Below are 21,070 nucleotides of genomic sequence, written 5' to 3'. Positions count from 1 at the left end.
CCTGCTGCTGGCTAGCATCGGGCTTTCTTCGACGCAGTCTGCCGATGCCGCTCTCCTCCGCCATTACCCCTTGCGCCGTGCAACGCCCGCCGCTGGACACCCGCTATCCGGTGGAAACACCGGAAGGCATCGACCTGAGCCTGCGCCCCGCCGGCCTGGTGCCGCGCGCCCTGGCATTCACCATCGACCTGCTGATCCGCGGTCTGCTGCTGGCGGCGCTGTTCATCGTCCTCGGTCTGCTCGGCCAGTTCGGCATGGGCCTGGCGACCATCATGCTGTTCCTGGTGACCTGGTGGTACATGGTGCTGTTCGAGGTGCTCAACCAGGGGCGCTCACCGGGCAAACAGCTGCTCGGCCTGCGCGTGGTGCACGATGACGGCACGCCGGTCGGATGGGCCGCCTCGCTGACCCGCAACCTGCTGCGCTTCGTCGATATCCTGCCGTTCGCCTATTTCCTGGGCATTCTCAGCTGCCTCAACCACCCGGCCTTCAAGCGCCTCGGCGATCTCGCCGCCGGCACCCTGGTGGTCTATCGCGACACGCCGCCAGCGCCGCAGAGCCTGCCGTCCGCCGAGCCCGTGCCGGCGCCCATCGGCCTCAGCCAGGGCGAACAGCGTGCCCTGCTGGCATTCGCCGAGCGCGCCGAGCAACTGTCCAGCGCCCGCCGCGGCGAACTGGCGGCGATTCTCGCCGAACCACTGCAGGTGCCGCCGGAGCAGGCCGAGCAGCGGCTTCACGGCATCGCCCGCAGCTTGCTGGGGTCGACATGAAGCAGAGCCTGTTCGAAAGCCGCCACCAGGCCGAATGGCAGGCCTTCGCCAGCCTGCTCGAGGCACTCGAGCGCGGCAAGGCGGACAGCCAGGACAGCCGTGGCTTTGCCGCCGCCTACCGACGTCAGTGCCAGCATCTGGCCCTGGCCCAAGCGCGCGGCTACAGCAGCCGCCTGGTCGAGCAGCTACAGCAGCTGGCCATGCGTGGCCATCAGCAGTTCTACCGCCACCGCAGCCCGCTCGGCGCGCAGCTGCTCGGTTTCCTGCTTGGCGGCTTTCCCCGCCTGGTACGGGAGGAATGGCGCTGCGTGCTCAGCGCCAGCCTGCTGTTCTTCGGCAGCCTGCTGGGCATGGGCGTGCTGGTCTACCTGTTCCCGGACCTGGTCTACAGCCTGGTCGACCCGGAGCAGGTGAGCAGCATGGAGCGGATGTACGACCCGGACGCCAGCCGCCTAGGGCGTTTCGCCGAGCGCGACTCGGGCGACGACTGGATGATGTTCGGCTTCTACATCATGAACAACATCGGCATCGCCTTTCAGACCTTCGCCAGCGGCCTGCTGCTGGGCCTCGGCAGCCTGTTCTACCTGCTGTTCAACGGCCTGATGATCGGCGCGGTGGCCGGCCACCTGACGCAGATCGGCTATGGCCAGACCTTCTGGTCGTTCGTCATCGGCCACGGCGCCTTCGAGCTCACCGCCATCGCCCTGGCCGGTGCCGCCGGCCTCAAGCTCGGCTGGGCACTGCTCGCCCCCGGCCGGCTGCCGCGCAGCGAAGCCCTGCGCCTGGCCGCCGCGCGCAGCGTGCGCCTGGTCGGCGGGGTCATCCTGTTCCTGCTGCTGGCGGCCTTCATCGAGGCCTACTGGTCGTCGATGACCCTGGCCGGCGCCCAACTCAAGTACCTGGTCGGCGCGGGGCTCTGGGCCCTGGTGCTGGCCTACCTGCTGCTGGCCGGACGAGGTCACCATGCGCCTGACTGACGCCAGCGTGGCGATCCGACCGCGCAGCGCCTGGGAGGCGCTGGACCTCGGCGTGCTCCTGGCGCGCCGCCATGCCGGGCTGCTGATGGCCAGCTGGGCGCTGGTCAGCCTGCCGGTGTTCGCCCTGCTCTGCCTGTTGCTGTGGGACTCCCCCGGCTGGGCCATGCTCGCCTTCTGGTGGCTGAAGCCGGCCTTCGAGCGGCTGCCACTGTATATCCTCGGCCGCGCCCTGTTCGGCGATACGCCGACGCTCAAGCAGGCCCTGAAGGCCTGGCCCGGCCTGCTCAAGCCGCAGCTGCTGGCCAGCCTGACCTGGCGCCGGCTCAGCCCCACCCGCAGCTTCGACCTGCCGGTGCTGCAGCTCGAAGGCCTGGCCGGGCAGGCGCGCAGCGCGCGGCTGGCGGTGCTGGGTCAGCGCGACTCGGCACCGGCGACCTGGCTGACCCTGGTCGGCGTGCACCTGGAAATGGCCCTGTGGCTGGGCCTGGTCAGCCTGTTCTATCTGCTGCTGCCGCAGCAAATCGAGCTGGACTGGAGCTGGCAGAGCCTGATTCAGGCCGATGCCGGCGACTGGCTGTGGCTGGAGCACCTGTCCAACCTGCTCTACGCCCTGGTGCTGGTGCTCTGGGAGCCCATTTATGTGGCCTGCGGCTTCAGCCTCTACCTCAACCGGCGCACTGCGCTGGAGGCCTGGGACATCGAACTGAGCTTCCGCCGTCTGCGCCAGCGCCTGACCGGCGTGGCCTATGCCCTGGTCCTCGGCCTGGGACTGCTGCTGGCGCAGACGCCGGGCGTGGCGCTGGCCGCCGGCAGCAGCTGCCCACTGCCGCAGGAGGATCCCCATGGCCCCGAGGCGCCGCGCCTGCTGCAGCAGCCACTGACCAGCCAGGCCGCGCAGCGGAGCATCGCCCAGCTGCTCGATGAGCCGCCGTTCGAGCACCGCGAAACCGTCACGCTCTGGCGTTTCGGCGCCCAGGAGGCGGCCGAACCGTCCGGGGAACTGGACCTGGAGGCCCTGCTGGAGAAACTCCGCGCGCTGATCGAGTTCTGGAAGCACCTGGACAGCGTGGCACTGTTCTTCGAGGTGCTGCTGTGGGCCAGCCTGTTCGCCCTGCTGGCCATGCTGGCCTGGCGCTACCGCGACTGGCTCGCGGCGTTCGCCGGCCGCCTGGGCGTGGCACCACGCCCCGCAGCCGCGCCGCCGAGCCAGTTGTTCGGCCTGGAAGTCGCGCCGCAAAGCCTGCCCGCGGATGTCCCCGGCGAAGCCGAACGACTGTGGGCCGAGCAGCCCCGCGCCGCCCTCGGCCTGCTCTACCGCGCCCTGCTCAGCCGCCTGCTGCATGACTATCGCCTGCCCTTGAGCGGCGCCCACACCGAGGCCGAGATGCTGCGCCTGGTGGCAACCCTGGAGCAGGGCGAACTGGATGGCTTCAGCCGGGCGCTGACCCAGCACTGGCAGAACCTCGCCTATGGCCATCGCCTGCCGCCGGAGGAGCTCAAGGCACAGCTGTGCGACGGCTGGCGGCGCCTGTTTGCGGGCGAGGTGCGGCCATGAACCGACAGCGCCGCTTCCTCCTAGTCTGCGCGCTGTGCCTGGCCCTCGGCTTGCTCGGCGTGTACCTGCTGGGGCGCCTGGAGCCCTACCAGGAAACCCTCGAGCACGGCCCGGCCCCCGAGGCGCGGGCCAACCCCTACCTGGCCGCCGAGCACTTCCTGCGCCGCCAGGGCCTGCAGGTGCAGCGCGCCGACAGCCTGCAGCAGCTGTCGAGCCTGCCCAGCGCCGGCCAGACCCTGCTACTGCTCGGCGACCGTCAGCGCATGACCCCGCGCCAGACCGACCGCCTGCTGGAGTGGGCGGCCAAGGGCGGCCACCTGCTGTTCGTCGCCGAACGCCTGTGGGACGAAGAGACAGGCGTCAGCGGCGACCTGCTGCTCGATCGCCTGGGCATCCAGCAGTACCAGAGCGACGCGCTCGACGAGGAGGACGGCGAGGCCGAAGCAGGCGCAGGCGCAGGCGATGCGCCGGCCGAGCCCCTCGAGGAGGCGAACCGCTACCCGCAGCTGACCCAGCTGTACCTGGAAAACGAAACCGCGCCGGCCTACATCGAGTTCGATACCGACTTCCACCTGTACGACGCGCAGAATCGTGCCCATGCCTGGGCCAACAGCGGCGCCGCCACGCACATGCTGCAGCTGTACCACGGCGACGGCCTGATCAGCGTGCTGAGCGACGCCTGGATCTGGCGCAACGACAAGATCGATCAATACGACAACGCCTGGCTGCTCTGGTACCTCAGCCAGGACAGCGCCGTGACCCTGCTCTACCGCGCCGACCGCGACGGCCTGGCGAGCCTGCTGCTGCGCCACTTCCCCCTGGCCCTGACGGCCCTGGGGCTGTTGCTGGTCCTCGGCCTGTGGCACGTCGGCATGCGCCAGGGCCCGCTGCAGCCGGCGGCCAGCCGGGCGCGCCGGCAGCTGCGCGAGCACCTGCGCGGCAGCGCCGACTTCCTGCTCCGGCGCAGCGGCCAGCACAGCCTGCTGCAAGCCCTGCAGCAGGACATCCAGCGCCGCGCGCGGCAACGACATCCCGGATTCGAACGCCTCGGCGTGGCCGACCAGTGGCAGCTGCTCAGCCGCCTCAGCCGCCTGCCACCCCGAGCCATCAGCCAAGCCATGCGGCCGCTGCCCCAGCAGCGCCTGGCCGCCGCCGACTTCACCCGTCAGGTCGCGCACCTGCAAACCCTCAGGAATGCCCTATGAGCGAATACACGCCCGAACAGCCCGACAGCCCGGCTGTCGACGCCCCAGTTGCCGCCACGGCGCCGGCGACCGCCCCGGTCAATCCGCCGCCCCAGCGCCAGCGCGCCAGCCAGCTGCTCCAGGCCCTGCGCCTGGAGCTGCAGAAGGCGTTGATCGGCCAGACCGCGGTGATCGACGACGTGCTCACTGCCCTGGTAGCCGGCGGCCATGTGCTGGTCGAGGGCGTGCCGGGCCTGGGCAAGACCCTGCTGGTGCGCGCCCTGGCGCGCTGCTTCGGCGGCGAGTTCGCGCGCATCCAGTTCACCCCGGACCTGATGCCCAGCGACGTCACCGGCCATGCCGTGTACGACCTGGCCAGCGAGCAGTTCAAGCTGCGCAAGGGCCCGGTGTTCACCAACCTGCTGCTGGCCGACGAGATCAACCGCGCCCCGGCCAAGACCCAGGCGGCCCTGCTGGAGGTCATGCAGGAACGCCAGGTGACCCTGGAGGGCCGCGCTCTGGCGGTGCCGCTGCCGTTCATGGTGCTGGCCACGCAGAACCCGATCGAGCAGGAAGGCACCTACCCGCTGCCCGAAGCCGAGCTGGACCGCTTCATGCTCAAGCTGCGCATGGACTACCCGGAGCAGGACGAGGAGCTGCGCCTGGTCCGCCAGGTCACCCGCTCGACCAAGGCCGACATGCTCGAAGTCACCCCGCTGCGCACCCTGCTGCAGGCCAAGGACATGCTGGCCATCCAGAAGATCGCCAGCGACCTGCCCATCGACGACCAGGTCCTCGACTACGCCGTGCGCCTGGCCCGCGCCACGCGCAGCTGGCCGGGCCTGGCCATCGGCGCCGGGCCACGCGCCTCCATCGCCCTGGTGCGCGGCGGGCGCGCCCGTGCGCTGCTGCGCGGCGGCGACTTCGTCCTGCCCGACGACATCAAGAGCGGCGCCCTGGCGGTGCTGCGTCACCGCGTGCGCCTGGCACCGGAGCTGGATATCGAAGGTCTGTCGGTCGACCAGGTGCTGCAGCAGTTGCTCGACCAGGTGGCGGCGCCGCGCCTATGAGCGACTCGAACAGGGAGGCGTCATGAAGCCGTCGCGCCTGCTGCTGGCGCTGGTCGCCGGTCTGTTCGGCCTGGCCCTGCTGCTCGGCGTCCTCCACGCCCTGGCGATCAAGCTGCCGCCGACGCTGCCGGCGCTCTGGTGGGCGCTGCTGCTGACCCTGCTCGGCGCGGCGCTGTTCGATGCCCTGCGCCTGCGCCGCCGGCCCTCGCCGCGCATCGAGCGCCAGCTACCGGGCAACCTGCCGCTGGGGCGTTGGCACGAGGTGCAGCTGTGCCTGCACCACGACTATCCGCGCGCGCTACAGCTGGAGCTGTTCGATCACGTTCCCGCCGGCATGGCCGTCGAGCACCTGCCGCAGCGCGTCGCCCTGCTGCCGGGCCAACTGACCCGTGTCGGCTATCGCGTGCGCCCGCTGCAGCGCGGCCACTTCCACTTCCCCCTGTGCGAAATCGGCCTGCCCAGCCCCCTGGGCCTGTGGCAGGCGCGGCGCCACCTGGCGCTGGCGGGGGAAACCCGGGTCTACCCGGACTTCGCCCGCCTCTACGGCGCCCAGCTGATGGCGGTGGACGACTGGCTCAGCCAGCTCGGGGTGCGCCAGCGCCCACGGCGCGGCCTGGGCCTGGAGTTCCACCAGCTGCGCGAGTTCCGCGACGGCGACAGCCTGCGCCAGATCGACTGGAAGGCCACGGCGCGCAAGCGCACGCCGATCGCCCGCGAATACCAGGACGAACGCGACCAGCAGATCGTCTTCCTGCTCGATTGCGGCCGCCGCATGCGCAGCCAGGACGGCGAGCTGGCGCACTTCGACCATGCCCTCAACGCCAGCCTGCTGCTCAGCTACGTGGCCCTGCGCCAGGGCGACGCGGTGGGCCTGGCGACCTTCGCCGGCGAGCACAGCCGCTTCCTGCCACCGGTCAAGGGCGCCGCCCAGCTCAAGGTGCTGCTCAATGCCGTGTACGACCTGCAGACCACCGGCCAACCGGCCGACTTCGCCGCGGCCGCCGACCTGCTGCTCAGCCGTCAGCGGCGCCGCGCTCTGGTGGTGCTGGTGAGCAACCTGCGCGACGAAGACGATGAGGACCTGCTGGCCGCGGTCAGGCGCCTGGGCCGCCAGCACCGGGTACTGATCGCCAGCCTGCGCGAGGAGGTGCTCGACCAGCTGCGCCAGGCCCCGGTGGAGGATTTCGAGGGTGCCCTGACCTATTGCGGCACGGTGGACTACCTCAACGCCCGCGCCAGCCTGCATGAACGCCTGGCCGCGCATAACGTGCCGGTGCTCGATGCCCGCCCCAGCGAGCTGGGCCCGCAGCTGGTCAGCCGCTACCTGGCCTGGAAGAAGGCCGGGGTGCTGTAGCGCAGGCAGAAAAAAGCCCGCGGCTGGGCGGGCTCTCGATTCGCTCGAGCGATCAGCCGCGGGCGGCCTTGATCACCTCGATATAGGGCTCGGCCTGGCGCTGATCCTGGATCAGGGCAATGAAGTCGTTGCCCTGCTCGTCCTTGGCGTCGAGGTCGTAGCCGGCCTCGACGAAGAAACCGACGAAGCGCTCGAAGTCGTCGACGCGCAGGCCGCGGTAGGCCTTGATCAGCTTGTGCAGCGCTGGCGGCGTGGCGTCGGCCGGCTCCACGTCGAGGAACAGCTTGATCGACTCGTCACCGATCTCTTCGCCAATCACCTGCTTCTTGTCTTTGCGCATCGTTCACTCCAGCTAACCAGGCCACACGGGGGGCGGCAGTGTACCTCCGCGACGCCCCGGCGCTCAACGCGTGACCACGTTCACGGAGCGCCGATCCCCCCAGCGCGCAGCTCGCTCCGAGTGGGCGAGCGGCAGGCGCAAGGCCCAGCGCCTCGTATACAATATCCGCATCACCGATCATTGCAGGACCTTCCCTTGCCGCTGCCCAGTTTCAACGCCCCCAACCTCGGCGTCACCCCGACCGCCTCGGAAGTCATCACCAAGCACCTGCGCGAGGCGATCATCGGCGGCCATTTCGCCGAGGACGAGCCGATCCGCCAGGACGACGTCGCGCGCCTGTTCAACGTCAGCAAGATCCCCGTGCGCGAGGCGCTCAAGCGCCTGGAGGCCGAGGGCCTGGTGGTGTTCCAGCGCAACAAGGGCGCGGTGGTGACGCGTATCTCCGAACCGGAACTGGCGCAGATCTTCGAGGTGCGGGTGCTGCTGGAGGTGCAGGCGATCCGCCTGGCGGTGCCGAACATGACCGAGGAAACCTTCGCCCGCGCCGAAAGCATCTGCCAGGAGTTCGTCGGCGAGACCGACATCGGCCACTGGGCCGAGCTGAACTGGAAACTGCACGCCTGCCTCTACGAACCGGCGCAACGGCCCTTCCTGGTCAACCTGATCCGCTCCATCCATGACAAGGTCGAGCGCTACCTGCGCATGCAGATGAGCCTGTCCGCCGGCAAGAACCGCGCCGACCAGGAACACCGCGAGATCCTCGCCGCCTGCCGCGCCGGCGATGCCGACAAGGCCGCGGAACTGATCGAGCAGCACATCATCGGCGTCTGCCGCACCCTCTACGAGCACCTGCCGAACCGGCTCAGCCCCAGCTGATCGCGCCGCCCAGGGCGGGCGCTCAGTCGTCCCGGGTCAGCACTTCGAGCAACTCGATCTCGAAGATCAGGTTCGAGTTGGCCGGGATATGCTCGCCGATCTGCCGCTCGCCATAGGCCAGGTGAGCCGGCACCAGCAGCTTGCGTTTGCCGCCGACACGCATGCCCATCAAACCCTTGTCCCAGCCCTGGATCACCCGCCGGGTGCCGATCACGCACTGGAACGGCTTGCCGCGTTCGTAGGAGGAATCGAACGGCGTGCCGTCCTCGAGAAAGCCGCGGTACTGGGTGGTGATCAAGGCGCCCTTGACCACTTCCTTGCCGTCGCCCAGCTGAATATCTATCACCTGCAATTCGCTGATCATCACACCCTCCTGTCAGTTCGCCGGCCGGTGGCCGCCTACCGGGCAGCGTTTTCTCAGGAAACCGGCGGCCTGGCAAGCGCCCGAACCGCTGTGCAGGCGCCGCCATCAAACTGAAACAACCCGGTTCTAGAGTGCCGGCACGCTTTCACAAGGACGATGGGCACGTGAGCCGAACAACCCGCACCCTCTGCAAGACCCTGGATATGGTGGCCGCCAATAACGAGGCCGGCACGGTCACGGTGATGCGCGCCGCCGAGCGCCTGGGCGATGAGGTGCTCCGCCAGCAACTGCTGAACCTGATCCAGCGCATGAATCAGGACGCCGCCCAGCTGCGCCTGGCCCGTGACGAGATTGCCGGCCAGGGCCTTAGGCGCGCCTGAGCCTGCCTGCTGCGAGGCCAGGCAAAGGCACGCTCACTAAGGCGTAAGCTGTGCCGATTTCGTCATCACGCACCACGAAAGCCATCAAGCCGGCGCTGCCTCGAGACGCCAGTCTTACAGGCATCCTTTCTGTGCAGGTGCCGGCAGCCATGAAACACATCCAAGTCATCGACTCTCACACCGGCGGCGAACCGACCCGCCTGGTAATCGACGGGTTTCCCGAGCTGGGCCGCGGCAGCATGCTCGAACGCCGCCAGCGCCTGGCCGAGCACCATGACGACTGGCGCGCCGCCACGGTGCTGGAGCCGCGCGGCAGCGACGTGCTGGTCGGCGCGCTGCTGTGCGAGCCGGCGGACCCGAGCGCCAGCGCCGGGGTGATCTTCTTCAACAACAGCGGTTATCTCGGCATGTGCGGCCACGGCACCATCGGCCTGATCGCCTCCCTGGCCCACCTGGGGCGCATCCAGCCCGGCCTGCACCGCATCGAGACACCGGTGGGTACTGTTGAGGCGACCCTGCACGCGGATCGCTCGGTCAGCGTGCGCAACGTGCCCGCCTACCGCTACCGCCAGGCGGTGCCCCTGGAAGTGCCGGGCCACGGCAAGGTCACGGGCGATATCGCCTGGGGCGGCAACTGGTTCTTTTTGATCGCCGAGCACGGCCAGCGCATCGCCGGCGACAACCTGGAGGCGCTGACCGCCTACACCTGGGCCGTGCGCCAGGCCCTGGAGGCCCAGGGCCTGCGCGGCGAGGACGGCGGCGAGATCGACCATATCGAGCTTTTCGCCGACGACCCCGAGGCCGACAGCCGCAACTTCGTGCTGTGCCCCGGCAAGGCCTACGACCGCTCGCCCTGCGGCACCGGCACCAGCGCCAAGCTGGCCTGCCTGGCCGCCGACGGCAAGCTGGCGCCCGGCGCCCTGTGGCGCCAGGCCAGCGTGATCGGCAGCCAGTTCGAGGCCAGCTATGAGTGGCAGGACCAACGCCGCATCGTCCCGACCATCCGCGGCCGCGCCCATATCAGCGCCGAGGCGACCCTGCTGCTGGAGGACGACGATCCCTTCGCCTGGGGCATTCGCGGATGAATGCCGACGTCATCGTCATCGGCGCCGGCATAGTCGGCAGCGCCTGCGCTTATGAATTCGCCCGCCGCGGCCTCGACGTGCTGGTGCTGGACAGCCAGCGCGGCGGCGCCACGGCGGTGGGCATGGGCCACCTGGTAGCGATGGACGACAACCCGGCGGAGCTGGCCCTCAGCCGCTACTCCATCGATTTGTGGCGCCAGTGGGCGCCGCAGCTCCCCGCCGACTGCGCCTACCACAACTGCGGCACCCTGTGGCTGGCCACAGACCGCGAGGAGCTGGGCGCCGCCGAGCACAAGCGCGACACCCTGAGCGCGGCCGGCATCGCCTGCCAGATGTTCGACGCCGCCGCGCTGCGTCAGGCCGAGCCGATGCTGCGCCAGGACCTGAGCGGCGCCCTGAAGGTGCCAGGCGACAGCATCCTCTACGCACCCAATGCCGCGCGCTGGCTACTGGAGCAGGGCGGCATGCGCATCCGCCAGCGCCGGGCGCGGGTCGTCGAGGTCGCCGGCAACCGCCTGCGCCTGGAGGGCGGCGAGTGGCTGCAGGCCCAGTTCGTGGTGCTGGCAGCCGGCATCCATGCCAGCGAGCTGTGCCCGGAACTGCCGATCCGCCCGAAGAAGGGCCACCTGCTGATCACCGACCGCTACCCCGGGCGCATCCAGCATCAGTTGGTGGAACTCGGCTATGCCGCCAGCGCCCACGCCAACAGCGGCAGCTCGGTGGCATTCAATGCCCAGCCCCGGCCGACCGGGCAGATCCTGCTTGGCTCCTCGCGGCAGTTCGACAGCCTCGACCCCGCCGTCGAGGGCCCACTGCTGGCGCGCATGCTGGCGCGCGCCCTCGACTACCTGCCGGGGCTGGCGAGCATGAACGCCATCCGCAGCTGGACCGGCTTTCGCGCCGCCACCCCGGATGGCCTGCCGCTGCTCGGCCAGCATCCGCAGCAGCCCGGCCTATGGCTGGCGGTCGGTCACGAGGGACTCGGCGTCACCACCGCGCCGGGCAGCGCCCGGCTGCTCGCCGCCCAGCTGTTCGACGAGCGCCCGGCCATCGACCTCGAGCCCTACCGCCCCGAGCGTTTCATCCACATGACTGTCCCCATGGAGCAAGGCGCATGATCGAACTCAGCCTCGATGGCCAACCCTTGCGCGTGCCCGCCGGCTGCACCGTGGCGGCCGCGCTCTGCCTGGGTGGCGACGGCAGCAGCCGCACCGCGGTCGGCGGCCAGCGTCGCGCGCCGCTGTGCGGCATGGGCGTATGCCAGGAGTGCCGGGTCAGCATCGACGGCCGGCGCCGCCTGGCCTGCCAGACCCTGTGTCAGCCCGGCATGCAGGTGGAGACCCGGCCATGACCCGCGACTTCGACCTGCTGATCATCGGCGCCGGCCCCGCCGGCATGGCCGCGGCCCTGGCCGCCGCCCCTAGCGGCGCGCGCATCGCCATCATCGACGACAACCCGGCGCCCGGCGGACAGATCTGGCGCGATGGCGTGCGGGCGCAGCTGCCGGACAATGCCCTGCGTTACCGCGAGGCCTTGGCCGCGGCGGGCAATATCCAGCTGTTCAGCTCCACCCGGGTGGTGGCCATCGCCGCCCCGCAGCTGTTGCTGCTGGAGGACGACAGCAGCGCCTGGCAGGCACGCTACGCCAAGCTGATCCTCTGTACCGGCGCCCGCGAGCTGCTGCTGCCCTTCCCCGGCTGGACCCTGCCCGGGGTGACCGGCGCCGGCGGCCTGCAGGCGCTGATCAAGGGCGGCGTGCCGGTCGCCGGCGAGCGCCTGGTGATCGCCGGCAGCGGTCCACTGCTGCTGGCCAGCGCCGCCACCGCGAAACAGGCCGGCGCACAGATCCTGCGCATCGCCGAACAGGCCCGCTTCGGCGCCCTGGCGGCCTTCGCCCTGCAACTGCCGCGCTGGCCCGGCAAGCTGCTGCAGGCCGGGCAACTGTTCGACCGCCACTACCGCAGCGGCAGCTTTGTGCTCGCCGCCCTCGGCAACAAGCGCCTGGAAGGGGTGCGCCTGTGGCAGAACGGCAAGGTAGCGGAGATGGCCTGCGAACGCCTGGCCTGTGGTTTCGGCCTGGTCCCCAACACCCAGCTGGGCCAGGCCCTCGGCTGCGAGCTGAGCGAGCAGGCCATCGCCGTGGATGCCTGGCAGGCCTGCAGCCTGGACGACCACTACGCCGCCGGCGAATGCACCGGCTTCGGCGGCAGCGAGCTGGCCCTGGTCGAGGGCGCCATCGCCGGCCACGCGGCAGTCGGCCAACAGGCCGAAGCCCGCGCCCTGTGGCCACAACGGCGGCGCTGGCAGGCCTTCGCCGCGCAGCTCGGCCGCCGCTTCGCCCTCGACCCGCGACTCAAGCAACTGGCCGATGCCGACACCCTGGTGTGCCGCTGCGAGGATGTGCCCTATGCCGCGCTCGCCGGGCGCAGCGACTGGACCGACGCCAAGCTGCACAGCCGCTGCGGCATGGGCGCCTGCCAGGGGCGCATCTGTGGCGGCGCCACCCGCTTCCTGTTCGACTGGCCGGCACCGACGCCGCGGCCACCCTTCTCGCCGGCGCGCATCGACAGCCTGCTGCAACTGGCCGACGTGCCCCAGACACGCCCGGCCGAGGAGCCGGCGCTTCCCCGAGCGCGGCGCGGGTCGTAGAGTAGGGCCGCGCTCGCCTCGCGAGCGCGCCCTTTCCCGCCCTGCCCGGACCTCGCCTGCGCATGCCCCTGCCGCTCCAGCTCCAGCACCTGCCCACGCCCCGCGACCTGCCGGAACTGCTCGGCAGCCTGCAGCTGATCGCCCCCCTGCTCGATGCCATGCCCGACCTGGTGTTCTTCATCAAGGACACCGAGGCGCGCTACGTGCTGGTCAACCAGACCCTGCTACAACGCTGCGCCCTCAAGGAGCGCCAGGCTTTGCTCGGCATGACCGCCGAACAGGTATTCCCCTCGCGTTTCGGCCCGCTCTATACCGAGCAGGATCGCCGCGTGCTGGAGGGCGGCGAGCAACTGCGCGACCAGCTGGAGCTGCACCTCTACCCCGGCCGCCAGCCCGGCTGGTGCCTGACCCACAAGCTGGCCCTGCGCGACCGTGACGGCGCGATCATCGGCATGGCCGGCATCTCCGCCGACCTGCAGGCGCCCCAGGCCAGCCACCCGGCCTACCAGAAGCTGGCGGCGGTGGACGCGCATATCCGCCAGTACTATGCCCAGCCCATCGCGGTGAAGGACCTCTGCGCCATCGCCGGCTTGTCCGTCGCCCAGCTGGAGCGCCTGTGCAAGCGCATCTTCGGCCTCAACCCGCGGCAGATGATCCACCGCGCACGCCTGGGCGCCGCTTCCCAGCTGCTGAGCGGCGAACTGCCGATCACCGAGATCGCCCTGCGCTGCGGCTATACCGACCACAGCGCCTTCAGCCGCCAATTCAAGGCCCTCACCGGCCTGTCCCCCAGCCAGTACCGCGAGCGCCAACGCGGCGCGTAGGGTGCGCTGCGCGCACCAAGCGCCAACCACCCTGCAACCGGGGCCGACGGTGCGCATGGCGCACCCTACGTCGACTCGGCGACCAACCGGCGGGGCGCCGCCGCAAGCCAGACATCCCAACCCGTAGGGTGCGCCGCGCGCACCAAGCGCCAACCACCCTGCAACCGGGGCCAATGGTGCGCATGGCGCACCCTACGCCGATTCGACGACCAACCGGCGGGGGCGCTGTCGTAAACCAAACATCTACCCCCCGCAGGGTGCGCCGCGCGCACCAAACACCATAAACCCCACACCCGGCGGCCCCTCGGTTTTGTCGTCGCCTGTTACCCCCGTGTCACCTTTGGGTGCAAACCCGCTTCGTCCTGCTTCATTTTGTGACGCCACGCCCCGCCACGGGCTCACCCGCGACGGCTGCTGGCACGCCTGCGACCCGGCCCGGGCCAGGCCTGACGCCCCGCGCTTCGGGGCCTGCGGCCCACGCCAAAGCCTCTCCCGGCGATTCGTGCCGACCCTGCCAGGTTTCTGGCACAGCCAGTGCATATAAAATATCGTATACGAAATCATCTATACGAAAGGCGTCCGTTACCCCATCCGCTCGACCCCACCAGACCACGAGGCCCCTATGAAAACACCAACAATCGCCGTAGCCCTCAGCGCTGTCCTGAGCACCTCCTTTATCAACCTGGCCCAGGCCGACAAGCTCGACGACATCATCGAGTCGGGCAAGCTGCGCTGCGCCGTGACCCTGGACTTCCCGCCCATGGGTTTCCGTGACGAAGCCAACCAGCCCGCCGGCTTCGACGTGGATTACTGCGCCGACCTGGCGAAGATTCTCGGCGTCACCCCAGAAGTCGTGGAAACCCCCTTCCCGGACCGCATCCCGGCGCTGATCTCCGGCCGCGCCGACGTCATCGTCGCCTCCACCTCCGACACCCTGGAGCGGGCCAAGACCGTCGGCATGACCGTGCCCTACTTCGCCTTCCAGATGGTGGTGCTGACCCGCGACGACAGCGGCATCAGCAGCTACCAGGACCTCAAGGGCCGCCCGGTCGGCAACACCAGCGGCACCTACGAGGCCATCGCCCTGGAGAAGGACGTCAAGGCCTGGGGCGGCGGCAGCTTCCGCGCCTACCAGAGCCTCAACGACACCATCCTCGCCGTCACCCAGGGTCACATCGACGCCACGGTGGTGACCAACACGGTGGCCGCCTCGACCCTCAAATCCGGCAAGTACAAGGGCCTGAAGATCGCCGGCGACGCGCCCTACACCATCGACTACGTGTCCCTGGCGGCCAAGCGCAACGAGTACGGCCTGCTCAACTACATGAACCTGTTCGTCAACCAGCAGGTGCGCACCGGTCGCTACCAGGAGCTGTGGAACAAGTGGGTCGGCGAAGAGGTCGCGCCAGCCAACCTGGCCGTACCGGGCGTGTACTACTGAGCCGCACAGCCAGCCAAACCCGCGCACATTCACCAATCAACGTGCGGCCCCACGGGTCGCACGGGAGCTACAGATGCCTGAACTGTCGATACAAGCGCGCAGCCTGGTTGCCGGCAACGCGCAAGGCGAATTGCTGTATGCCGATGTTGGCTTGAGCTTCTGGGGCGGAGTCGACCCCAGCAGCGGCGAGGTGATCGATCGCCATCACCCCCTGAGTGGCCGGGTCATCGCCGGGCGCGTGCTGGCGATCCCCAGCGGTCGCGGCTCCTGCACCGGCAGCAGCGTGCTGCTGGAACTGATTCTCAACGGTCATGGGCCCGCCGCCCTGGTGGTGGCGCAGCCCGAGGAGATTCTCAGCCTGGGCGTGCTGGTGGCCCAGGCCCTGTTCGAGCGCGACCTGCCGGTGGTTTGCGTTGGCGAGGAGGCCTTCGCCTGCCTGCAGGACTGCCGCTTCGTGCGAATCGAAGGCAGTCGGGTCGAGGCCTTCGACGCGCCGCCCGCCGACGCCTGGCGCCCGAAGCCGGACGATCTCGCGAGCCATCCCGTTGCCAGCAGCTTCACACTCAGCGACGGCGACCGCGCGCTGCTCGACGGCCACCACGGCAAGGCCGCCCAGGTGGCCATGCAGATCGTCCTGCAGATGGCCGAGCTGCAGGGCGCCAGCGAGCTGATCGACATCGCCCAGGCGCATATCGATGGCTGCATCTACACCGGCCCGGCCAGCCTGCGCTTCGCCCGTCAGTTGCTCGACTGGGGCGCGCAGGTGCGGGTGCCGACCACCCTCAACGCCATCTCCGTGGACCAGCGTCTCTGGCGCGCCCAGGGCATCGACCCGGCCTTCGGCGAACCGGCCAGCGCCCTGGGTGACGTCTACATGGCAATGGGTGCGCAGATGAGCTTCACCTGCGCACCCTACCTGCTGGACAGCGCGCCCAAGGCCGGCGAGCAGGTGGTCTGGGCCGAGTCCAACGCGGTGGTGTATGCCAACAGCGTGCTGGCCGCGCGCACCCAGAAATACCCGGATTTTCTCGACATCTGCATCGCCCTGACCGGCCGCGCACCACGTTCCGGTTGCCATCTCGACAGCGGCCGTGTGCCCAGCCTGCTGGTCGAGGTGACGCCGCCGGAGCGGCGTGACGATGCCTACTATCCGTTGCTGGGCTACCACATCGGCGCCCTGGCCGGCAGCCAGATCCCGCTGATCACCGGCCTGGAGCAGAGCGCGCCGAGCCTGGACGAGCTCAAGGCCTTCGGTGCGGCCTTCGCCACCACCTCCGGAGCACCGATGTTCCATATCGCCGGGGTGACCCCGGAGGCGGCGACGGCCGAGCAGGCCCTGGTCGGCATGCCGCCGCGCCGCCGACTCAGGATCACTGTGCAGGACCTGCTCGCCAGCTGGCGCGAGCTGAACAGCGCCGACAGCCCGCAGCTGGGCCTGGTGGCCCTGGGCAACCCGCACTTCTCCCTGAGCGAATGCGCCGCCCTGGCCCGTCTCTGCGCCGGCCGGCGCAAGCACCCCGACGTGGCCCTGGTGATCACCTGTGGTCGCCAGGTGCTCGAGCAGGCTAGCCAAGCCGGCCACGTCGCCGCGCTTGCGGCCTTCGGCGCGCAGTTCGTCACCGACACCTGCTGGTGCATGCTCGGCGAGCCGGTGCTGCCGGTGGCGGCCACAACCCTGATGACCAACTCCGGCAAGTACGCCCACTACGCCCCGGGCCTGGTCGGCCGCCGCGTGCACTTCGCCGGCCTGGCGGCGTGCGTCGAGGCCGCCTGCAGCGGCCAGGCCAGCGGCGCGCTGCCGGCCTGGCTGAACCCGGCCACCAGCAGCCAAGGAGGCCATTGAGCGATGTTCGACTACAGCTTCCACTGGCGCTCGGCCCTCAAGGCCCTGCCCGACATGCTCAGCGGCGCCTGGGTGACCTTCGAGACCGCCGCCCTGTCGATGATCTTCGGCGTACTGATCGCCCTGTGCCTGACCCTGATGCGACAGATGAAGAACCCGCTGACCCGCGGCTTCGCCGATGCCTGGGTGTCGGTGGCGCGCAACACGCCGTCGCTGTTCCAGATCTACCTGCTGTATTTCGGCCTCGGCTCCTTCGGCCTGCATATCAGCTCCTGGGCCGCGCTGCTGGCGGGCATCACCTTCAATAACGCCGGCTACCTGGCGGAGAACTTCCGCGGCGGCCTCAAGGCGGTGCCGGAGACGCAGATGCGCGCGGCCCGCTCCCTGGGCATGAGCGCCTTCAAGGCCTACCGGCTGGTCGTCGTGCCGCAGCTCCTGCGCATCGTCTTCTACCCGCTGACCAACCAGATGGTCTGGGCGGTGCTGATGACCTCCCTGGGGGTGATCGTCGGCCTCAACAACGACCTCACCGGGGTCACCCAGGACTACAACGTGAAGACCTTCCGCACCTTCGAGTACTTCGCCCTGGCGGCGGTGCTCTACTACCTGATCGCCAAAGCCATCGTACTGGCCGCCCGCCTGCTGGGCTGGCGCCTGTTCCGCTACTGAGAGGGCCATGGCCATGTTCGCTACCAGCCTTACCTCGACCGACCTGCTGTTCCTCCTGCAGGGCGCCTGGACCACCATCCTGTTGACCCTCGGCGCGATGCTCCTGGGCACCCTCGGCGGCGTGCTCTGCGGCCTGCTGCGGGCCACCCTGCCGCGCGCCAGCCTGCCGCTGGCCTGGCTGCTGGATGTGTTTCGCAGCGTGCCGCTGCTGATCCAGTTCGTCCTGTTCAACTCGCTCAAGAGCATCGCCGGCCTGGACTGGAGCGCCTTTTCCGTCGCCTGCGGGGTGCTCGGCGTGTATGCCGCGGCCTATTGCACGGAGATCGTGCGCAGCGGCGTGCTGGCGGTGTCGCCCAACGTGCGCCGCGCCGCCCGTTCGCTCGGCATGAGCTACTGGCAGGACCTGCGCCATATCGTCCTGCCGATGGCCACCCGCATCGCCTTTCCCGGCTGGCTCAACCTGTGCCTGTCGGTGATGAAAGACACCGCCCTGGTCATGTGGATCGGCATCATCGAGTTGCTGCGCGCCTCGCAGACCATCGTCACGCGCATTCAGGAGCCGCTGCTGGTGCTGTGCATCGCCGGGCTCATCTACTACTTCATCAGCCTGGTCGTTGCCCGCCTGGGCAACCAACTGGAGAAAAGGTGGCAGGAAAATGATTGAGATCGACAACGTACACAAATCCTTCGGCGACCTGGACGTGATCAAGGGCGTCAGCCTGACGGTGAACAAGGGCGAGGTGGTCTCGATCATCGGCGGCTCGGGTTCGGGCAAGTCGACCCTGCTGATGTGCATCAACGGCCTGGAATCGATCAAGCAGGGCAGCATCCGCGTCGACGGCACCGAGGTGCACGCCAAGGCCACCGACCTGAACAAGCTGCGGCAGAAGATCGGCATCGTCTTCCAGCAATGGAACGCCTTCCCCCACCTGACCGTACTGGAGAACGTCATGCTGGCGCCGCGCAAGGTGCTCGGCCAGAGCCGCGAGCAAGCCGAGGAAATGGCGGTCAGGCAGCTGACCCACGTCGGCCTGGGCGACAAGCTCAGGGTGTTCCCCGGCAAGCTCTCCGGCGGCCAGCAGCAGCGCATGGCCATCGCCCGCGCCCTGGCCATGTCGCCGGACTATATGCTGTTCGACGAGGCCACCAGCGCGCTGGACCCACAGCTGGTCGGCGAGGTGCTGGACACCATGCGCCTGCTCGCCGAGGAAGGCATGACCATGGTCCTGGTGACTCACGAGATCAGCTTCGCCCGTGAGGTGTCCGACCGCGTGGCGTTCTTCCGCAACGGCCTGGTGCACGAGATCGGCACGCCCGAGCAGGTGCTGGGCAATCCGCAGCGCGCGGAAACCGCCGACTTCCTCAAGTCCGTGCTCTAGCGAGCTGCGTAGGGTGCGCCCTGCGCACCAGCAACAATGTCAATGGTGCGCAGGGCGCACCCTACAGATGCCAAGCGCAGACGCTTGAACAACGGATCAGCGAGACAGCACACCAGGAGTCATTCATGCGTTCATCGAAGATCATCCATGTGGTCAGCTGCCATGCCGAGGGCGAGGTGGGTGACGTGATAGTCGGCGGCGTGGCGCCGCCACCCGGCGACACGGTCTGGGCGCAATCGCGCTGGATCGCCGAGGACCAGACGCTGCGCAACTTCATGCTCAACGAACCGCGCGGCGGGGTGTTCCGCCACGTCAACCTGCTGCTGCCGGCCAAGGACCCACGGGCGCAGATGGCCTGGATCATCATGGAGCCGGCCGACACCCCGCCGATGTCCGGCTCCAACTCGCTGTGCGTGGCCACCGTGCTGCTGGAGAGCGGCATCCTGCCGATGACGGAGCCCGAGACCCGCCTGGTGCTGGAAGCGCCGGGTGGCCTGATCGAGGCGCTGGCCCAGTGCCGCGACGGCAAGGTCGAGCGGGTCGAGGTGAAGAACCTGCCCTCCTTCGCCGACCGGCTCGACGCCTGGATCGAGGTGGAGGGCATCGGCTCGCTGCAGGTGGACACCGCCTACGGCGGCGACAGCTTCGTCATCGCCGACGCCCAGGCCCTGGGCTTTGCCCTGGGCGCCGACGAGGCGGCGGACCTCGCGACCATGGGCCTGAAGATCACCCGCGCGGCCAATGAGCAGCTGGGTTTCGTCCACCCGCTGAACCCCGACTGGGAGCATATCTCCTTCTGCCAGCTGGCCGGTCCGCTGCAGCGGCAGCAGGGTGTGCTGAGCGCCGCCAATGCCGTGGTGATCCGCCCCGGCAAGGTCGACCGCTCACCCACCGGCACCGGCTGTTCGGCGCGCATGGCGGTGCTGCATGCCAGGGGCCAGCTGGCGGTGGGCGAGCGCTTTATCGGCCGCTCGATCATCGGCTCCGAGTTCCACTGCCGCATCGACAGCCTCACCGAGGTGGCCGGGCGCCCGGCGATCATCCCCTGCCTGTCCGGCCGGGCCTGGATCACCGGCACCCACCAGCACCTGCTCGACCCGAGCGACCCCTGGCCGACCGGTTACCGCCTCTCGGATACCTGGCCGGTCGAGCTGTAGCGCTAAACCCTGTTCTTTGAAGATCTGAAAACCGCCGCCTCGCCGGCGCCATGAACCGGGCCTGGACCCAACCAATGGCAACAAGGGTTTATAACGGCCATTTATTTTCGTATACGAAATACTTTTAATCTGCCCAGGAGGCGACAGCATGAACAGCAACATCTTCACCGGCACCATCCCCGCCCTGATGACCCCCTGCACCGCCGAGCGCAAGCCGGACTTCGACGCCCTGGTGCGCAAGGGCCGCGAAATGATCGAAGCCGGCATGAGCGCGGTGGTCTACTGCGGCTCCATGGGCGACTGGCCGTTGCTCACCGAGGCCGAACGCCAGGAAGGGGTGGCGCGCCTGGTCGCCGCCGGCATCCCGACTATCGTCGGCACCGGTGCGGTGAACAGTCGCGAAGCGGTATCCCACGCCGCCCACGCCGCCAAGGTCGGCGCCCATGGCCTGATGGTCATCCCCCGCGTGTTGTCCCGTGGTGCTTCGCCAGCCGCCCAGGAGGCGCACTTCTCCGCCATTCTCGAAGCGGCGCCGCAGCTTCCGGCGGTGATCTACAACAGCCCGTACTACGGCTTTGCAACCCGCGCCGAACTGTTTTTCAAACTGCGCCGCCAATACCCCAATCTGATCGGCTTCAAGGAATTCGGCGGCGCCGCCGACATGCGCTACGCCGCCGAGCACATCACCTCGCAGGATGACGAAGTGATTCTCATGGCCGGCGTCGATACCCAGGTCATGCATGGCTTCGTCAATTGCGGCGCGACCGGCGCCATCACCGGTATCGGCAACGCCCTGCCGCGCGAAGTGCTGCAGCTGGTGGAACTGAGCAAGCAGGCCGCCAAGGGCGACGCCATTGCCCGCCGCCGCGCCCTGGAGCTGTCCGAGGCGCTGAACGTGCTGTCGTCTTTCGACGAAGGCACCGACCTGGTTCTCTACTACAAACACCTGATGGTGCTGGGCGGCGACCAGGAATACGCCCTGCACTTCAACGAAACCGATGCGCTCAGCGCCGCCCAACGTCACTACGCCGAGACCCAGTACAACCTGTTCCGCCAGTGGTACGCCAACTGGTCGGCCGAACAGAACCTCGCCTGATCGCGGTACTTCGGCCGGGTGCTTCCAGCGCAGTCGGCCGATCTGGCCTGCAATAAC

22 protein-coding genes are annotated in these 21,070 nt (G+C 69.1%); 20 read left to right on the top strand and 2 right to left on the bottom strand.

Features of this window, described 5'->3' with window-relative positions; genetic code table 11:
* The first annotated feature begins 44 nt into the window (after nucleotides 1–44).
* From LPB260_RS09745 to LPB260_RS09720, 6 genes are read left to right on the top strand one after another with little or no spacing between them, the layout of a single operon-like run.
* Complete coding sequence (locus tag LPB260_RS09745) at nucleotides 45–770, top strand: RDD family protein (protein ID WP_208708523.1); 726 nt, start codon at nucleotides 45–47, stop codon at nucleotides 768–770.
* Nucleotides 767–1,747: a stage II sporulation protein M gene (locus tag LPB260_RS09740; protein WP_208708522.1), complete on the top strand. Its 981-nt coding sequence runs from the start codon at nucleotides 767–769 to the stop codon at nucleotides 1,745–1,747. Before LPB260_RS09745 ends, LPB260_RS09740 begins: the two co-directional genes overlap by 4 nt.
* On the top strand, nucleotides 1,734–3,302 hold the full coding sequence (locus LPB260_RS09735; RefSeq protein ID WP_208708521.1) for a DUF4129 domain-containing protein: 1,569 nt from the start codon (nucleotides 1,734–1,736) through the stop codon (nucleotides 3,300–3,302). Before LPB260_RS09740 ends, LPB260_RS09735 begins: the two co-directional genes overlap by 14 nt.
* Entirely contained in the window at nucleotides 3,299–4,507 is a 1,209-nt protein-coding gene (locus LPB260_RS09730; RefSeq protein WP_208708520.1) for a DUF4350 domain-containing protein, read from the top strand. Before LPB260_RS09735 ends, LPB260_RS09730 begins: the two co-directional genes overlap by 4 nt.
* Nucleotides 4,504–5,556 (top strand): MoxR family ATPase, encoded by a 1,053-nt coding sequence (locus LPB260_RS09725; RefSeq protein WP_208708519.1) that lies wholly within the window; start codon nucleotides 4,504–4,506, stop codon nucleotides 5,554–5,556. The genes LPB260_RS09730 and LPB260_RS09725 overlap by 4 nt, the downstream gene beginning before the upstream one ends.
* Before the next feature lie 22 nt (nucleotides 5,557–5,578).
* Nucleotides 5,579–6,910, top strand: a complete 1,332-nt coding sequence (locus tag LPB260_RS09720; protein ID WP_208708518.1) for a DUF58 domain-containing protein — start codon at nucleotides 5,579–5,581, stop codon at nucleotides 6,908–6,910.
* A 52-nt stretch (nucleotides 6,911–6,962) separates the two neighbouring features.
* Here LPB260_RS09720 and LPB260_RS09715 read toward each other — a convergent pair whose 3' ends face one another.
* On the bottom strand, nucleotides 6,963–7,250 hold the full coding sequence (locus LPB260_RS09715; protein WP_208708517.1) for a PA4642 family protein: 288 nt from the start codon (nucleotides 7,248–7,250) through the stop codon (nucleotides 6,963–6,965).
* Nucleotides 7,251–7,451: 201 nt separating this feature from the next.
* On the opposite strand from LPB260_RS09715, the gene LPB260_RS09710 reads away from it, so the two are divergent.
* Nucleotides 7,452–8,126, top strand: coding sequence for a GntR family transcriptional regulator (locus LPB260_RS09710; protein ID WP_371926170.1), 675 nt, complete (start codon nucleotides 7,452–7,454; stop codon nucleotides 8,124–8,126).
* A gap of 22 nt (nucleotides 8,127–8,148) precedes the next feature.
* Here the strand turns inward: LPB260_RS09710 and LPB260_RS09705 are convergent, their stop codons facing one another.
* A complete protein-coding gene (locus tag LPB260_RS09705) occupies nucleotides 8,149–8,490 on the bottom strand; it encodes an FKBP-type peptidyl-prolyl cis-trans isomerase (protein WP_208708515.1) in 342 nt (113 codons plus the stop codon).
* A gap of 164 nt (nucleotides 8,491–8,654) precedes the next feature.
* On the opposite strand from LPB260_RS09705, the gene LPB260_RS09700 reads away from it, so the two are divergent.
* From LPB260_RS09700 to LPB260_RS09640, 13 genes are all read left to right on the top strand, one after another.
* On the top strand, nucleotides 8,655–8,870 hold the full coding sequence (locus LPB260_RS09700; RefSeq protein WP_208708514.1) for a hypothetical protein: 216 nt from the start codon (nucleotides 8,655–8,657) through the stop codon (nucleotides 8,868–8,870).
* Nucleotides 8,871–9,019: 149 nt separating this feature from the next.
* Nucleotides 9,020–9,955: a 4-hydroxyproline epimerase gene (locus tag LPB260_RS09695; RefSeq protein WP_208708513.1), complete on the top strand. Its 936-nt coding sequence runs from the start codon at nucleotides 9,020–9,022 to the stop codon at nucleotides 9,953–9,955.
* Nucleotides 9,952–11,073: an FAD-binding oxidoreductase gene (locus LPB260_RS09690; protein ID WP_208708512.1), complete on the top strand. Its 1,122-nt coding sequence runs from the start codon at nucleotides 9,952–9,954 to the stop codon at nucleotides 11,071–11,073. Before LPB260_RS09695 ends, LPB260_RS09690 begins: the two co-directional genes overlap by 4 nt.
* Entirely contained in the window at nucleotides 11,070–11,306 is a 237-nt protein-coding gene (locus tag LPB260_RS09685) for a (2Fe-2S)-binding protein (RefSeq protein WP_208708511.1), read from the top strand. Before LPB260_RS09690 ends, LPB260_RS09685 begins: the two co-directional genes overlap by 4 nt.
* Nucleotides 11,303–12,604: an FAD/NAD(P)-binding oxidoreductase gene (locus LPB260_RS09680; RefSeq protein ID WP_208708510.1), complete on the top strand. Its 1,302-nt coding sequence runs from the start codon at nucleotides 11,303–11,305 to the stop codon at nucleotides 12,602–12,604. The genes LPB260_RS09685 and LPB260_RS09680 overlap by 4 nt, the downstream gene beginning before the upstream one ends.
* 62 nt (nucleotides 12,605–12,666) lie before the next feature.
* On the top strand, nucleotides 12,667–13,428 hold the full coding sequence (locus LPB260_RS09675) for an AraC family transcriptional regulator (RefSeq protein ID WP_208708509.1): 762 nt from the start codon (nucleotides 12,667–12,669) through the stop codon (nucleotides 13,426–13,428).
* Nucleotides 13,429–14,050: 622 nt separating this feature from the next.
* On the top strand, nucleotides 14,051–14,869 hold the full coding sequence (locus tag LPB260_RS09670) for a transporter substrate-binding domain-containing protein (protein WP_208708508.1): 819 nt from the start codon (nucleotides 14,051–14,053) through the stop codon (nucleotides 14,867–14,869).
* A 73-nt stretch (nucleotides 14,870–14,942) separates the two neighbouring features.
* On the top strand, nucleotides 14,943–16,712 hold the full coding sequence (locus LPB260_RS09665) for an aconitase X (protein ID WP_208708507.1): 1,770 nt from the start codon (nucleotides 14,943–14,945) through the stop codon (nucleotides 16,710–16,712).
* 3 nt (nucleotides 16,713–16,715) lie between these two features.
* Complete coding sequence (locus LPB260_RS09660; RefSeq protein WP_208708506.1) at nucleotides 16,716–17,381, top strand: amino acid ABC transporter permease; 666 nt, start codon at nucleotides 16,716–16,718, stop codon at nucleotides 17,379–17,381.
* 13 nt (nucleotides 17,382–17,394) lie between these two features.
* The gene (locus LPB260_RS09655) at nucleotides 17,395–18,045 is read left to right on the top strand and encodes an amino acid ABC transporter permease (protein ID WP_208710149.1); all 651 of its coding nucleotides are present in this window, start codon (nucleotides 17,395–17,397) and stop codon (nucleotides 18,043–18,045) included.
* Complete coding sequence (locus tag LPB260_RS09650) at nucleotides 18,038–18,760, top strand: amino acid ABC transporter ATP-binding protein (RefSeq protein WP_208708505.1); 723 nt, start codon at nucleotides 18,038–18,040, stop codon at nucleotides 18,758–18,760. Before LPB260_RS09655 ends, LPB260_RS09650 begins: the two co-directional genes overlap by 8 nt.
* Nucleotides 18,761–18,885: 125 nt before the next feature.
* Nucleotides 18,886–19,917, top strand: coding sequence for a proline racemase family protein (locus LPB260_RS09645; RefSeq protein ID WP_208708504.1), 1,032 nt, complete (start codon nucleotides 18,886–18,888; stop codon nucleotides 19,915–19,917).
* Between the two features lie 148 nt (nucleotides 19,918–20,065).
* Nucleotides 20,066–21,013, top strand: a complete 948-nt coding sequence (locus LPB260_RS09640) for a dihydrodipicolinate synthase family protein (RefSeq protein ID WP_208708503.1) — start codon at nucleotides 20,066–20,068, stop codon at nucleotides 21,011–21,013.
* Nucleotides 21,014–21,070: the final 57 nt, after the last annotated feature.

This window comes from Pseudomonas sp. LPB0260 (assembly GCF_013388395.1).
Note: the sequence above shows the minus strand (reverse complement) of the source record. Positions and strands in the feature narration are given on the sequence as shown.